Source organism: Streptomyces sp. NPDC086766, assembly GCF_044746005.1.
Classification (GTDB): Bacteria; Actinomycetota; Actinomycetes; order Streptomycetales; family Streptomycetaceae; genus Streptomyces.
This window is the reverse complement of record NZ_JBIVBI010000023.1, coordinates 73,389-87,766: the sequence shown is the minus strand read 5'-3', so window position 1 is coordinate 87,766 and position 14,378 is coordinate 73,389. Positions and strand designations below refer to the sequence as shown.

12 protein-coding genes and 3 pseudogenes are annotated in these 14,378 nt (G+C 70.3%); 4 read left to right on the top strand and 11 right to left on the bottom strand.

Annotated elements, in window-relative coordinates; genetic code table 11:
- A partial coding sequence (locus ACIPM1_RS30500) for a helix-turn-helix domain-containing protein (protein WP_402440105.1) occupies window positions 1–428 on the bottom strand: 428 nt, incomplete at its 3' end.
- 69 nt (window positions 429–497) lie between these two features.
- Window positions 498–1,364 carry a class I SAM-dependent methyltransferase gene (locus ACIPM1_RS30495; RefSeq protein ID WP_402440102.1) on the bottom strand — a complete coding sequence of 289 codons (867 nt, stop codon included), beginning with the start codon at window positions 1,362–1,364 and terminating at the stop codon, window positions 498–500.
- A gap of 137 nt (window positions 1,365–1,501) precedes the next feature.
- Between ACIPM1_RS30495 and ACIPM1_RS30490 the strand changes: the two genes are divergently transcribed.
- On the top strand, window positions 1,502–2,086 hold the full coding sequence (locus tag ACIPM1_RS30490) for a TetR/AcrR family transcriptional regulator (protein WP_402440099.1): 585 nt from the start codon (window positions 1,502–1,504) through the stop codon (window positions 2,084–2,086).
- A 202-nt stretch (window positions 2,087–2,288) separates the two neighbouring features.
- Here ACIPM1_RS30490 and ACIPM1_RS30485 read toward each other — a convergent pair whose 3' ends face one another.
- The 5 genes and pseudogenes from ACIPM1_RS30485 to ACIPM1_RS30465 all read right to left on the bottom strand — a co-directional run bounded on the left by ACIPM1_RS30485 (window position 2,289) and on the right by ACIPM1_RS30465 (window position 8,542).
- Window positions 2,289–3,122 (bottom strand): ANTAR domain-containing protein, encoded by an 834-nt coding sequence (locus ACIPM1_RS30485; protein ID WP_402440096.1) that lies wholly within the window; start codon window positions 3,120–3,122, stop codon window positions 2,289–2,291.
- A 514-nt stretch (window positions 3,123–3,636) separates the two neighbouring features.
- A pseudogene (locus ACIPM1_RS30480) lies at window positions 3,637–3,951 on the bottom strand (cellulose binding domain-containing protein); the annotation flags it as partial.
- Window positions 3,952–4,023: 72 nt separating this feature from the next.
- Window positions 4,024–5,247, bottom strand: coding sequence for an RNA-guided endonuclease InsQ/TnpB family protein (locus ACIPM1_RS30475; protein WP_402440094.1), 1,224 nt, complete (start codon window positions 5,245–5,247; stop codon window positions 4,024–4,026).
- 10 nt (window positions 5,248–5,257) lie between these two features.
- The gene (locus tag ACIPM1_RS30470) at window positions 5,258–6,988 is read right to left on the bottom strand and encodes a glycoside hydrolase family 6 protein (protein WP_402440091.1); all 1,731 of its coding nucleotides are present in this window, start codon (window positions 6,986–6,988) and stop codon (window positions 5,258–5,260) included.
- 423 nt (window positions 6,989–7,411) lie between these two features.
- Window positions 7,412–8,542, bottom strand: a complete 1,131-nt coding sequence (locus ACIPM1_RS30465) for a cellulose binding domain-containing protein (RefSeq protein ID WP_402440089.1) — start codon at window positions 8,540–8,542, stop codon at window positions 7,412–7,414.
- A 271-nt stretch (window positions 8,543–8,813) separates the two neighbouring features.
- Between ACIPM1_RS30465 and ACIPM1_RS30460 the strand changes: the two genes are divergently transcribed.
- Entirely contained in the window at window positions 8,814–9,587 is a 774-nt protein-coding gene (locus ACIPM1_RS30460; protein ID WP_402440087.1) for a class I SAM-dependent methyltransferase, read from the top strand.
- Between the two features lie 92 nt (window positions 9,588–9,679).
- On the opposite strand, the pseudogene ACIPM1_RS30455 reads toward ACIPM1_RS30460, so the two are convergent.
- Window positions 9,680–10,011: pseudogene (locus tag ACIPM1_RS30455) on the bottom strand (substrate-binding domain-containing protein); the annotation flags it as partial.
- Window positions 10,012–10,235: 224 nt separating this feature from the next.
- Window positions 10,236–11,027, bottom strand: a complete 792-nt coding sequence (locus ACIPM1_RS30450) for a hypothetical protein (RefSeq protein ID WP_402440084.1) — start codon at window positions 11,025–11,027, stop codon at window positions 10,236–10,238.
- 335 nt (window positions 11,028–11,362) lie between these two features.
- Here ACIPM1_RS30450 and ACIPM1_RS30445 point away from each other — a divergent pair.
- Window positions 11,363–11,485, top strand: a pseudogene (locus ACIPM1_RS30445) (ABC transporter ATP-binding protein); the annotation flags it as partial.
- 71 nt (window positions 11,486–11,556) lie between these two features.
- Here ACIPM1_RS30445 and ACIPM1_RS30440 read toward each other — a convergent pair.
- Both ACIPM1_RS30440 and ACIPM1_RS30435 read right to left on the bottom strand, forming a co-directional pair.
- The gene (locus tag ACIPM1_RS30440; protein ID WP_402440081.1) at window positions 11,557–12,114 is read right to left on the bottom strand and encodes a GNAT family N-acetyltransferase; all 558 of its coding nucleotides are present in this window, start codon (window positions 12,112–12,114) and stop codon (window positions 11,557–11,559) included.
- Window positions 12,115–12,607: 493 nt separating this feature from the next.
- Entirely contained in the window at window positions 12,608–13,492 is an 885-nt protein-coding gene (locus ACIPM1_RS30435; protein ID WP_402440078.1) for an alpha/beta hydrolase, read from the bottom strand.
- Window positions 13,493–13,699: 207 nt separating this feature from the next.
- Between ACIPM1_RS30435 and ACIPM1_RS30430 the strand changes: the two genes are divergently transcribed.
- Window positions 13,700–14,305, top strand: a complete 606-nt coding sequence (locus tag ACIPM1_RS30430; RefSeq protein WP_402440075.1) for an NUDIX hydrolase — start codon at window positions 13,700–13,702, stop codon at window positions 14,303–14,305.
- Window positions 14,306–14,378 lie beyond the last annotated feature (73 nt).

Below are 14,378 nucleotides of genomic sequence, written 5' to 3'. Positions count from 1 at the left end.
AACAACGGGTCGGTGGATAGCTTGAACGTCTGCGACCGGTGCGGAGCCAGCGCGAACGCCCGCCAGATCCGCGAGATCGCCGACTGCGACATGCCAGTGGCCGCCGCCATGGACCTGGTCGACCAGTGGGTGGCGTTCTTCGGCTTCTCCTCCAGCGTCTTGACGATGACCCGCTCGACGTCGGCGTCGGTGATCTTCCGCGGGACACCGGGCCGTGGCTCGTCGGACAGGCCGTCCAGGCCCCGTTCGAGGAAACGCCGCCGCCAGGTGCGGACCGTGTCCGGCGTGACCCGCAGCCGCCGCGACACCTCCATGATCGAGTGCCCCTCGGCGCACTCCAGCACGATCCGCGACCGCTGGGCCAGAGCCTGGGCCGTCGAACGACGACGCACCCAGCCCTCCAGCACGGCCCGCTGGGCATCGGTCACCGACAACGGCGGAATCTTCGGACCCGGACGACTCATACCGAACCAACGACGAATCTCCGACTCAGGTCACTAGAGCCTGTCGGAGGGGTCGGCCGGGCGGTCCGCCGCGACCAGCCACGACGTGCTGCGAAGCCGGACCGTTCCGTCCGCCGCCTGGTGGGTGCGCAGATGGTCCGTCAGGGTGCGGCAGGCTCGGGTCCGCGCGGCCGCATCAGCCTGTTCCATCAGGTGGCGGCCGGGGCCGGTACCCAGCAGAAATCGCGCCGCGTCCTCGGCTCCCCGCCCCCATGTCCCGTACGCCTGAACCTGGTTGATGCTGATGCCGGTGAACCCGGACGCGGTGAGGACGGCGTGGACGCGCTCCGGGACAGCCAGGGAGAACATGCCGGGCAGACCCGGCCGCCCGAAGTCGCCGACAGGCAGAATGCCGCGCAGTGACGCCATGGCCGCCACCCAGCCGTTGAGCGCGGCGTCAGCCGGGCAGACGAACGCCAGCCGTCCGCCGGGCCGCAGCGCCCGGCCGACGTTACCGAAGGCCGCCACCGGGTCGGCGTAGAACATCACCCCGAAGCGGCTGACCGCCGTGTCGAACGCGCCTGCTTCGAATGGGTGCACCTGGGCGTCTCCCTGCGTGAAGGAAGCGTTGTCGATGCCCTCCCGTTCCGCGCGGGCCCGCGCCGCGGCCAGCATGGGACCGGACAGGTCGAGGCCCAGTGCATGCCCTTGGGGCGCCCTGAGTGCGGCGAGGCGCGTGGTCTGTCCGGAGCCGCAACCGAGGTCGAGGACCCGGTGGTCTCCGGCGATCCCGGCGGCGTCCAGCAGCGGCTCGTCGAAGCCCTGGTTCACGGCGTTCCAGCGGTCCTGGTGGTGGGCCCAGTGGGAGCCTTCGGGACCGTTCCATGCCTGTGCCTGCTCGGTGTTGACGATGTCCGGCACTGGTGCCTCCTCTGGGGATGACGGAGAATGGGCGCTTGCCCAAACAGTATGGGCGTTCGCCCAAACCGGCAATCCCCGCTACCATCACAAGGGTTGTGGCCCCTGAGGGCGGCGGCAGCGGAACGAGAGAGAGGCCCATGTCACCGCGCGGAGTGGCGACACCGGATGTACGCGAACGGCTGTTCGCCGCGGCCGAGCGCGTCGTGGAGCGGGGCGGCCCCGGCGCGCTCACCAGCCGGGCCGTCACCACGGAGGCGGGCTGCTCCAAGGGGCTGCTGCACGCGCACTTCGCGGGGCTCGATGAATTCGTGGCCGAGCTCTGCCTCGACCGGTTCGCGCGGACGGCGGCGAAGGCGCAGGAACTCTCGGGGCTCGCCGGACACGGCTCGGTGGCGCAGAACCTCAACGCCGTCGCCCTCGCGCTGTTCGACTCCGCCGGTCCCGCCCTCTCGGGCCTCGCCGTCAGCCGCCCCGACACCGCGCTGCGCATCCGACAGGCCCTCGAAGCCGGGGCGCCGGGTCTCACCGCGATCCAGGAGGCCGTCACCGGCTATCTGACGGCCGAAAGAAGGCTCGGCCGGGTGGCGGAGACCGTCGACCCGGACACCGTGGCCCTCGCCATCGTCGGCACCGCCCACCACCTCCTGATGACCAGCTGGCCGAAGGTACCCGACCCCCGGCCCTCCATGACGCGCCTGGTGGCCGCGCTGGTGGAGGGATAGACGGGGTGCGGCGAGTCCGTGCGGAGCCGGAGACGGCTGGCTCCGTCGGCCCCAGGGACTGGGGCGTGCCCGCCGGCCGCCTCAGGTGGGGACCGGCGGACACACAGGCGCCGGCCGCTGGGCCGGCGACTCTCGCCTGCGTCCCCAAGCGAGCCCTTGCAGCGGGAGTGCCCAGCGTCGGTGTGCCGACACCTCTCGCGCGTCAGCGGGTGGCGTTGGCGTGGAGATGGTTGAGGGCGGTGAAGACGGCCGTGTTCCGGTGCCAGAGCAGCCAGCGGCCGACCTGGCTGCCGACCTCTTCGAGCTCGGCCAGCTGAGCAGGGACGAGGTCGTGCAGGGTCTGCTCGTGGTGGGAGGAGATCATGCCGATCACGGTGCCCTTCGGGCTGCGCAGAGGGACGCTGTGGCAGGCGCGGCTGCTGGCCTGCAGGATCACCTGCCGGGAGCCCTCGTCGAAGGTGTCGGAGGCGGCGACGTCTTTGACGGTGACCTGACGGCTTTCCTCCGCCGCCTGCGCACAGGAGGTGGTGGAGGTTTCGACGAAGGCGAAGTAGTCGGTGAAGCGGCGGTTGAGCCCGCTGTGCTTCTCCATGCGGAGCATGCCGTTCTCCACCAGCTGCACATTGCCCATCTCGGCACCGGTGATGTGCAGAGTACGGGTCAGTGCGGCCTTCAGGACGGCACTGTGGCTGACCAGCCCCTGCCCGTTCGTCCGCAGGGCGGGCAGCGGGGGTGCCACGCCGTGCGGACGGCTCGGCACCCAGCTCGCGGCGCCCGCCGCCGGAGCGGGCACGCGGACGGCCGTCTCGGCGAGAGTGTGCAGTTTGATGTTGAGCTGCTGGGAGGTGTGACGCAGGAGGTCGAATGCTTCCCTGGTGGACGAGAGTCGGTAGCGCGTGACGAGGAGCTGTTCGGCGCGCGCGACGCCGGCGCGCGCCAGTCGCCGGTTCCGCTCATCGATCGCCTCCTGCTCGATGTCCTGAGCAGGGTGTCCGGTGATCGGGCGGGAAGTGGGCGTTTGCGGGTACTGGGTCACGGGCGGGGCCTCCTGATCTGGCAGCATCCGGGACGGCGCCTCGCGGCGACGTCCACGCTGCTGGCAGCGCTGCGGTGCCTGTTTGCCCAAACACCTTTCTCGTTTCACTCTACGCACAACCGGACCGAGGCCTGCCATGGGCCATGGGCCATGGTGCCGGTGCGGAGCCTCCCGGGTGCGGGCGCGGGGGTCCTACCGTGTGCCTTCCCTGGCTCCGGCACGGTACACGCAGGCCGTCCCGCCAGGGCCCGTCACTCGCTGTCCCGGGCCTCTCGAGTGAGGGTCGCAGCCACGGACGACTCGTATCGAGGCCACGGCCCGCCGCCGGCCCCGTACGAGGGGTCGGCGGCGGGCCGTGGCGGGGGCGAGCGGGTCCCGGGTGGTGTGTGTGCCGGCGGGGCGGCGTCCTTCTCCGCCGCGGCTGCGTTGCCGGCGGATGAGAGGAGGCTCACCCTCCGGGTGGGCGTTCTCCTGGAGGGCGAGAGCGTGGGAGGCGCGCCCGGGCGTGGGTGGATCAGGTGGGCGGGGTGCCCCAGGCGAGGGTGGTGCCGAGATAGGCGGGGATCCCCGGGGCGTCGGCGTAGGCGGTGGCCGTGGACCGGCTGGCGTCGCCGACCTCGTCGAAGTCGGACCAGTCGGATTTGCTCATCCGTAGCTGCAGCTCACCGGTGGACCGACCGGCGGCCAGGGTTCCGCCGGTGAAGCCGGCTTCGAGATAGGCGTCGGCTCCCGCCACCGGCGTGGCCAGGGGTACGACTTTCAGCGTGACGTCGGAGCAGCCGACGGCCGCGTAGTCGCACCAGGCGTTGACGGTGGGGGAGCCGCCATCCCGGGTGAAGTATTGACTTGCTCTCCCTCCTGAAGGAGGGAGATTTTGGCCTGCTCGCCTGGTGCTGTGCCGCTAGGCGGCACGGGCATCGGGCGGGCTTCCGTGGCTTCCTGCTTCGTCGCGCTGTGCCAGATGGGGTTCTGGTCTTACCGGCGCTCCACAGGCTGTCACCGCCAGTCCGGCGGCCTGTTTCACGTTCTTCGCGGCGTTGTGGTCGCGGTCGTGGACGGTGCCGCAGGCCGTGCAGGTCCATTCCCGCACGTGCAGGGGTTTCGGGCCGTCGCGGTGGCCGCAGGTGGAGCACACCTGGCTGGTGGGTTCGAACCGGCCGATCTTGACGAAGGTGCGCCCATACCGCTGCGCCTTGTACTCCAGCATGTGCACGAACGTCGACCAGCCCGCATCATGCACGGACTTGGCCAGCCGGGTGCGCGCGAGTCCGCCCACCGCCAGGTCTTCCACGGCGACCGCTTGGTTCTCGCGGATCAGCTTCGTGGAGAGCTGGTGGTGGAACTCGCGGCGCGCGTCGGCCACCTTTGCGTGCGCGCGGGCCACCTTCCGGCGGGCCTTCTCGCGGTTCCTTGATCCCTTCTGTTTGCGGGACAGCTCTCGCTGGGCTTTCTTGAGTTTCTTCTCGGCGCGGCGCAGGAAACGCGGGGAGCCGATCTTCATGCCGTCGGACAGCACCGCGAAGTGCGTCAGCCCGAGATCGATCCCGATGCCGGCCTCGGCGTCGGGCATGCGCCGCGCGTCCGCCTCCGGGTCGGTGTCGATGACGAAGGACGCGAAGTACCGGCCCGCCGCATCCTTGATCAGGGTGACCGAAGACGGCACACACGGCAGGGGGCGGGACCACTTCACCCGTACCTCACCGATCTTCGGCAGGTTCAGCCGCCCGGCTGGGGTGATGGACCAGCGGGCGTTCGCGGTGAACCGGATCGACTGCCGTGAGTCCTTGCGCGACTTGAACTTCGGCGCGCCCAGCTTCGGGCCCTTGCGCCGCCCGGTGAGGGAGGCGAAGAAGTTGCGGTAGGCGGTCTCGGCGTCGCGCAGCGCCTGCTGCAGTACCACCGCGGAGACCTCGCCCAGCCAGGCGCGTTCGGCGGTCCGCTTGGCCTGGGTGATCAGGGTGCAGGACAGCTCGGCCATGGTGGGGAACGGCCTGCCCGCCGCGCGTGCGTTCTCACGGGCGCGCACCGCGTCGTTGAACACCACGCGGGCGCACCCGAACGCCCTGGCCAGCGCCGCGCGTTGGCCAGGTGCCGGGTACAGGCGGAAGCCGTACCGAAGCTGCATACGGACTACCCTACGTATTCGGGTCATGGCCGAGATGCAGAACAGCAGGACTGGCCGGCACTGTGTTTTCGTCATGCACGTTCACTTGGTCTTCGGTGTCGGTGAAGGCGGTACCCGTCACCTGCGTGACGGTGACCTTGTGGCCGTCGCGGTAGACGTCGTAACCGCTCACCCCGGTGTCGTCGGTGGACGCGGTCCAGGCGAGGGAGACGCTGGTGGCGGTCTTCGCCGTCGACTTCAGCGCGGCCGGTGCGGTGGGCACGGTGGTGTCACCGTCCGGGGTGCCGCCGCCGTCCGCGGGCACGATCGGGTAGGCGTTCCGCACCAGCATCGCGAACGCGTCGGGGAACCAGTGCCCGGCCAGGGGAGCGTTCGGCAGGGCGCCGGTCTTGTTGTTGCCCGCGTTGGGTGCCGTGTACGCGGGGTCGCACAGGGGGTCCAGGCGCTTGCCCTCGTCGTTGGGGATGTCGGTGGCGGCGCCGTCCGACTCGCCCGGCGGCTTGACCCACAGGAACGCGTCGAGGTGGGAGTCGGGGTAGCCGGCGGGTGCGGCCTGCGGAGGCTGTCCGAGCCCCGCGCCGCTGACGTTGCACCACAGGCCCCGGTGGGCCCGGCGGTCGACGCGGGAGTCACTGACGTAGGTCTCGAGGCTGGTGCTGCTGCTCTCCGCGGTGGGGCGCCCGGCGCCGCCCCACCCATTGCGGGAGGTGTCGATCAGCATGCCGGTCGCATCGGGCCAGCCGGCGGAGACGAGCGCCCGGTGCACGTTCCCGGTGAAGTCGGTCTCGTCGAAGTTGGGGTTCCACTCGTAGAACTTGCCCGACTTGACCGGGTTCCCACCGACGTTCTTGTCCGGGTCGGTGAGGAAGGGTTCCGTGAGCGGTGTGTAGTTGGCGACGTCGGTGATCAGTCCGTCGACGCTGGCGAAGCCCGCCGAGGTGCCCTTCGCGACGTCCGTGTAGAGCTGCACGGTCTGCGACAGGTTGTTGTCCCAGCCCAGCCATCCCGAGTGCGCGAAGTCCAGGTAGGTGTAGACGTTGGGGACGGCGTGCAGCTTGTTCAGCGCGTACTGGATGCCCTTGACGTAGATGCCGGTGCTCTTCGCCTGGGCGCACTCCGGGTCGGCGGTGTTCGTCACCAGGTTGGGCAGCCCGTCGGGCTCGATGACGGTCGTGATGCGGACGTCCTGGTACTTCGGGTTCTCGAAGACGTTCGCGACGGCGTCGATGTACTCGCTCTCGTAGCGGTCCAGTCCGGCCTGGGTGAGGGGGAGTTCGCCGTTGGAGGCGAGTGCCGCGCAGTCCCGGCCGGGCAGGTCGTAGATCACGAAGGTCGCGGCGATCGGTTGCCCGGGCTTCTTCTGTGCCAGCGCCAGGTCGAGATGGTCGGCGAGGCTCTTGCGGCCGGCGTTGGCGTCACCGCCGGCGATGGCTGCGATCCGGTCGAGCCACACCGCGGTGGGATACGTCCCCACCTTCTGCATACGGGCCTTGAGCGTGGCGTCGGCGGTCTGCGCGGCCGAGGTGCCGACCAGGTCGGTGTAGTCGGGGTTGACGTAGAAGGTGGCTCCGGCGAACGGGTTGTCGACGTGGGTCTCGGCGGCGGCCGCCGGGTGCGCTGTCAGTTGGCCCGCCATGCTCAGGGCCAGCGCCAGGGCCGCGAGCGCCGCGGTGAGTGAGCTCTTCCGGCGCCGCGGGCGGCCCGGCTCGGGTGCCCGCACTCGTCCAGGGGCGTGTGTCACGGGTCCTCCTTCAGGTTGCTCTGTGGGGGGCGCAAGGTGGTGCAGGGGTGTGTCGCGTGGGGCGGTGCGCGCGCTGCCGGGACCGGTCTGGGCGGCTGCTGATGCGGCGCGAGCCGGTCGGGCCCGCAACGCCCGGCGACGGACATCGTGACCGGGCCTCCCGTCCTGACACACGTCTGTCAGGACGGGGCTCGGCGCAACTGCTGGGCGCAGCAGACTTGTTCAGGCACGGCCATGGGGCAGGGGGCTGGGGCGGGGCCGGCGGCCGGCAGTGGATGCCGGTCGTGCCCGTCCGCCGCCAGCGGCTCGCCCGGCCGTGGTGAGCGGCTCTGGCGCGCCCGGCAGGTGGTCTGACGCGAGGCCGCGTGACTTACGGCGCAGCCGGCGTCTCCTGCGGCGTGGGGGCGAAGGCCGCCCCAGGTGTCAGACGGGCGTGCATGCGGTGCCGTTGAGGCTGAAGCCGGCGGGCCTGGCGAAGGTGCCGACGTAGGTGCCCTGGAAGCCGAAGGTCGTCTTGCCGTTGGCCGGGATCTCCGCGTTGTAGGCGACATTGGTCGCCCCGACCGATCCCGACGACGGAGTGAGACCGGCGTTCCAGGCACTGCTGATCTGCTGTCCGGCGGGCAGTGTGAACGCCAGCTTCCAGCCGCTGACCGGCGAGGAACCGCTGTTGGTGACGGTGACGTCGGCGGTGAAGCCGCCCTGCCAGACGTTCGTCGCGTACGACACGGCGCAGGCTGCGGGGTTGCCGGGCCCGCCGGGGCTCCCGCCGCCGGTGTCGATCGTCGAGGAGAAGGACGTCACCGCGAGTCCGGTGCCGTTCTGCCAGGGTTCGAAACCGGCCTGCACGCTGGTCAGGTACCAGCTGTTCTGTGCCAGCCCCCGCGAGACGGCCTGCCGGACGAAGTCCATGACGTCGAAGTTCCAGCTGGAGATCGCCGACGGGGCGACGAAGGAGAGGACGTCGTTGGAGCCGTTGTTGCCGGACCACACCTGCCACTGGCGCCCGGCCACGGTACTCGTGCCGACCTGCGAGCCGACGGGCTGAACGGGGCCCACCTTGGCGAACCAGATCATGATTTCGGTGCGGTTGACGCCGTCGGTTCGGGGTGTGGGGTCGAGCCAGATGTCGTAGGCGGCGTCGTACACGGCGTCGCTCACGTAGCCGTAGGAGATGCCGGTCGGCGCGCCGGCGATGCTGCTGAGCTGCGCCGGAAGGGCGGTGCCCGGTGAGCAGTTGGTGTAGTGGCAGCCGTTGTAGACGGACGGGTAGGACTTCGGGGCGCCGTTCGTCGGCACCGAGCCGTCGGCCTGGGTGATCCGGAAGCCCGAGTCGGTGGTGGTGACGCATTGGGGCTGGCTGGTGCCCCAGCGGTTGTTCTGGACGATGTAGCGGCCCTGGATCGTGGTCGATCCGAACTGTTCGCAGATCGAGGTGTCGGCCTGGGCCGCCGGGGCACTGCCCAGCAGCGCCGCCAGGGTGGCGAGCGAGGAGAGGAGTGCGGCGAACAGGCCGTGGGCTCTGCGGGGGAGGGGGTGCCATGACATCTGCATGGGGGTCCTCTCGGAGGGGTGGGGGGAGTGATCGCGGGAGCGCCGCCGCGCACTGGTGGAGTGGGAGCGCTCCCATTGCCTCCGTCAGAGGGGAATGTAGGAGAGGGGCATGGTCTTGACAAGGCGGTGAACGCGAAACCGTCGAGTTTCTTTCGAAGGCACAGGTCAGAGTCGGCGGAGCAACTCCACTAACAAACAACCGAGTTGGGAGCGCTCCCGAACTCGTCGCCAGGTTCGGTCCGTTGGATCATGTGAGCAATAGGCTGCGACGATGGAACGCGCAAGCAACGTGCCCGAGAGCGTCGCCGGGACCGCGGACCCGGTCCCGGCGAATGACTACGACCGTTTCGCCGAGGCGTACTCGGCGGAATCCGAGAACAACCTCGTGAACGCGTACTACGCGCGCCCCGCGATGCTGGCCCTCGCCGGAGACGTGGCGGGCCGTCGGATCCTGGACGCCGGTTGCGGCTCGGGCCCCCTCTCCGCCGCGCTGCGCGAACGCGGTGCCGTCGTCACCGGCATCGACGCCAGCGCCGGGATGCTGGCACTGGCCAGGCGGCGGCTCGGGGACGACGCGGCCCTGCACCTGGTCGACCTGAGCGACCGCCTGCCGTTCGCCGACGGTGCGTTCGACGACGTGGTCGCGTCGCTGGTGCTGCACTACTTGCAGGACTGGGGCCCGACGCTGGCCGAGCTACGGCGAGTGCTCAGGCCCGGCGGCCGCCTGATCGCGTCCGTGGACCACCCCTTCGTGGCCTACGCGATCCAGGACCCTCGGCCCGACTATTTCGCGACCACCAGCTATACCTTCGACTGGACGTTCAACGGGCAGTCCTTCCCGATGAGGTTCTGGCGCAAGCCGTTGCACGCGATGACCGACGCCTTCACCACCGCCGGCTTCCGCATCTCCGTCATCAGCGAGCCACAGCCCGACCCGGCCGCCCGTGAGCTGTTCCCCGACGGCTTCCACGACCTTTCGACCAAGACCTGCTTCCTGTTCTTCGTCGTCGAGGTACCGCCGTCGGCCACCGGCTCGGACGGCTAGCAGGCGGGGGGTCTGGCAGCAAGGTTCGGCCCGCAGGACCCAGGCGGATACGGCGCCCTCGCCGCGGACCTCCCTGCCGTCGCCGACAGCGCTCAGGCCGATTCGCGCAGCATCAGTTCGGTCCGCAGGATCACGTGACGCCAAGCCCCCGACGACTCCTCGATCTCCTGGAGCAGCAGTTGGACCATGGTCGTGCCGATGTCCTCCAGGGGCTGCCGAACCGTGGCCAGTCGTGGCTCGGTGCGCTGGGCCAGGGGGAAATCGTCGAAGCCGATGACGGCGACGTCCTCCGGTACCGGCGTCCCGCCGCGCGCAGCGTCGCCAGGGCACCCGCGGCCGTCGTGTCCGACGCGGCGAGGACGCCGTCGATCTCCGGATGCCGTCGCAGGAGCCGAGCCATGGCCCGGCGACCGCTCTCCTCGGTGACCCTTCGCCGCTGCCCGGCAGGGAGCGCACCCTCGCGCGATACCTTGGGCAGAGTCGTGGGGTGAGGATCATTCCGGCCACGTCTCGGACGAGACGTGGCCGGTCTGCGCCGCCGTCTCGCTCAGGCGGCCGGGGCATTCGGCCGTTTCTGCCGGCTGCCGGCGAGCAACCGCCGAAGGAGGCGCGGCTACCGGCTGGAGCCGTGGCGTCCGGTTCCGGCCGTCAGTTCGCCTTACCGCTGGGCGTGTCACGGCGCGAGGTGGCCAGATACCCGACGAAGCAGACGATGGCGACCGTCCAGGCGAGGGTGACCGGGCCCAGCCCCAGCCCGAGCCCGCCCCGCGTGTGCCCGAGCGCCATCCAGTCGGCGAGGGAGGCGCCGAGGGGTCGGGTGATGACGTAGGCCGTCCAGAAAGCGGTCACGGCGTTCAGGGTGGCGAAGCGGTGGGCGAGGGCGGGCACGCAGATCGCGGCGGCGAAGAGGAAGACCGATCCGAGGTAGCCGAAGCCGACGGTGGCGGTCAGGTCACCGGCGGCGGTGCCGAGGGCGAAGGTGGCGAGGACCGCCGCCCAGTAGAAGGTCTCGCGGCGGCGGGTCCGGATGCCGTGGATGGACAGCGTCCGTTCCGCGGCGTACCAGAGGGCGAACACGGCGGCCAGGGCCGTGAGGAAGAGCGGTGTGGACACCGTGTAGGAGATGCCGAGGCCGACGTGCAGGACGTCGGCCGCCATCGTGCCGAACACGCTGACCATGACGATGGCGGTCCAGTACACCCAGGCGACGTACCGGCGGACGGCGAACTGCACCATCAGGGACGCCACCAGGGCCAGACCACCGAGCGCGACCGCCGGCACCGGGCCGAGCACCCGGGCCAGCAGGTCCGAGGCGGTCTCGCCCATCCCGGTGGTGAGCACCTTGATGATCCAGAAATAGATGGTCACCTCCGGCACCTTGTTCGTCATCTGGCGTATGGGGGCCAGGGGCCGGTCGTCGAGGAGGTGCTCTGTAGTCATGATCGTACGATGACATGGTGAACTCTTGGGTCCTCGACGCGTTTGCCACTGCTTTGGGGCTTCTGGGGCATGATTTTCAACACCGCACCGACCATCTGAACGCCACCTGAACAGTTCGGCAAATAGCCTGGTCACGATGGTTGCGCTGGTGATACGCGGGGAGTTTCCCCCGGGCACGCTCACCGCGAAGCGCGCTCGAAGTCGCGTAGTACCGCGGTACCACGTGTGCGGGCCGTTTCAGCCTCCGGTACCACCGAGGCGGGGCGATCGGGGCCTTGGCGTTGCGGGTGAGGCGTCGGATCCGACGGAGGCCGGGCCCGAGAGAAAGAGCGCCCATGATCGACGCGCAGCAGCTGACCAAGAGGTACGGGGAGAAGACGGCCGTCGACGGCCTGGACTTCGTCGTGAAGCCGGGCACGGTGACCGGCTTCCTGGGGCCCAACAGAGCGGGCAAGTCCCGGCGGAAGATCTTGTCGGATTGCCGAACAGGATCCGGATTCGGGCAGCGTCCCAGGAAGGGTACGGCCGGTCAGCCCCCGCCACCGGACGTACGGTTCAGACCCCACGTCTGCAGGGCGTAGGGCCGCCCCTTCTCCTCACCCTTGATCAGGGGCACGTCGAGCAGCCTGAAGCCCGCCTTCGTGGCGACCGCGACGCTGGCGGCGTTCTCGGCCTCCAGCTCCAGGATCACCTGCTCCGTGCCCAGCTGCTCGAAGGCGTAGGCGGCCATCACCCGCACCGCCCGCGCCGCCAGGCCCTGGCCGCGGTGCGCCGGGCCGACCGCGTAGCCGAGTTCTGTGCCCTCGGGGGCGCGCCGCAGCATCACCTCCCCGAGCGGGGTGCCGCCGTCGGCGGTGATGGCGAGCAGGATGGCCGTGCCTTCCGCCCGCAGCCGCCGGTCCCGGTCCAGCCGTGCGCGGGCGGCCGCTTCGTCGAAGGGGGAGACGATCGGCGTCCAGTACGCGATGTCGGGGTGGTCGAACAGCTCCGGCATCGCGGCCAGGTCCGCCTCCGACCAGTCACGGAGTACGAGCCCCTCGCCCGAGAGCTCGATCCGCTCGGGAAAGGACGACGTGGTGCTGCTCATGCTGAGGGACCTCCCTGGCCTGTTCAGGACAAGGCAGGATAACGCGCGGCTTCGCAGGAACCGGCGAACGGGTGTACGTGCTGGTCCGCCCTGCCGCCCACCCGGCGGGCCGAAGCCCGGGTCCGTGACGCGATGGAGCGGCACGGCCGGTGACACGGCGGCGACGACGGCCGGTTCACCGGGCCGGCCGGCGCGACGGGACCGCCCGTACCAGCGTTCCGCGCCGCGTTCGTCGGTGCTCGGCGCCGGCAGCGGACGCGGCAGCCTGGCAGCGTGAGAGCCGGAGAACCGGGCTCTCGCGCTGCCCGGCGGTACGTCCCGCCGGGGGGAGCGAAAGGTCAGCCGTGGTCGAGACGCGGCCGGCTCACCGTGGGCCGTCGGACAGTGCCTCTTGCCGAGGGCACCTGAGGCTGGCGCAGGGGGATACGGGGTGCAACCCCGCTCTCCGGGCAGGCACAAACGGCCCTGCCCGGCGACCCGCGGCGGCGCGGCGCTACATCCGGTCGAGCTCGGCGTGCACCGTCTGAGCGAGGGCTGCCGTCGCGTTCTTCGCGAACAGGATCGTGTAGTGGTTGGTGTCGTCGACCCGGTGGGTGGTGATCCGTTCCGGGGCGAGGCCGCCGGCGGCCAGGCGCGCCTCGTCGTAGAGCCCCTGGGGCTCGTTCATCAGTCCGCGTTCCGCCCACAGCAGGGTGCCGCACACCTGCGGCTGGTGGATGGCGTCGAGCGTCTCGGGATCGCCGAGGGGGCCCGCGCCGTCGGCCCGGATCGCGTCCAGGACACAGCTGCTCCGCATCTCGGGGGGCTCGCCGGTCAGATCGCGGTCCACGTAGGCCTGGATGAGCGGGCCCCAGTGGGAGGCGAGGGAGGGGTGCTCCCGGAAAAGGGCGAGGTAGGCCTCGCGGTCCGGGAAGGTCGTCTTCAGTCGCCGCATGGCGGGGCCGATGACGGACTCGATGACCTCGTCGATGTCCGCGCCCGCGGGGATGGGGAAGCCGAGGCCCCCGTCGACGAGAACCACGCGCGGAAAGCGGTCCGGATGCCGCGCGGCCGCCACCGCGGCGATGAAGGCACCCAGCGAGTGGCCGACGAGCAGCGCCTGCCGCAAGCCCAGATGGTCGAGCAGGGCGACGATGTCCTCGACGTGGGCGGGAACTCCGTAGGGTCCGGGGAGACCGGCGCTGTGGGCCCGGCCGCGCAGGTCCGGGGCGTACAGATCGACGTCGACGAGTTGTTCGGCGGCGGCACCGAAGGCCAGGCTGTTCGCCGTTATGCCGTGCAGCGCGATGATCACCGGTCCCTCTCCCGGCCACCGGGTCACGGCGAGCTCGCCTCCGCGTACGGGGACGGAGAGTTCCTCTGGGGTGCGCGTGGTCATGCGGACTTCCTCCTTCTGCCCAGTGCGGCCAGGCCGCCGCGGGCCACATGAACGGTAGCCGCGAACAGTCTGCCGAGAACGAGCGGGCGGCCGGACGCCGGGCCCGCGCTTGGGACTGAGGCTGTCGCCGATGCGCAAGACCGCGTCCCCCAGGACCTACATCCAACGCTGCGGCGAACTCCACCGTGTCCAGGCATCATGAGGGCCGTGACTGCCATTGATGCCTCAGAGGTTTCCGACCAGCTTCTTCGCGCTCGACTGACAGATGTGCTGGATCGGCTGTGGATCTGGGACGAGCAGGAGCGCGCGCATCTCACCGCGGCCGTGGAGTGGGTCGCCGGCGGGGCTCCGCTGTACCGGACACAGAAGCCTGATGTCCCCTCGATGCATCTGGTCAGCTACTTCGTCGTCCTGGATGAGAGCCGCGGGGAGCTCCTGCTGGTCGCCCACCGCAAGGCGGGACTCTGGCTTCCCAGCGGCGGCCACGTCGAGCCGATGGAGGATCCCTGGGACACGGTCACGCGCGAGTGCCGGGAGGAACTGTCCATCGAGGCCGTCCCGTCGGCTGTCACCGGCGCGCAACCGTTCTTCCTCACGATCACGCGAACACGCGGGCACGGTCAGCACACCGACGTGTCGCTGTGGTACGTGTTGCAGTCGAGTGCGGGCGCCATCACCTCTTTCGACGAGGGCGAGTTCGAAGCGATCAAGTGGCTGTCCCCGCAGCAGGTCCTCGCCGAGCCCGCTGACACGCTCGATCCGCACATGCACCGGTTCACCCGCAAGCTCATGAGCGTCGTCGCTTGCGGGTAGTCGCTCTCGCTGCGGTGCCTGCTCGGCTCGCTTCGTGCCTGATCCCTGTCGGTGTCTTCTTCTACTTCCGGTG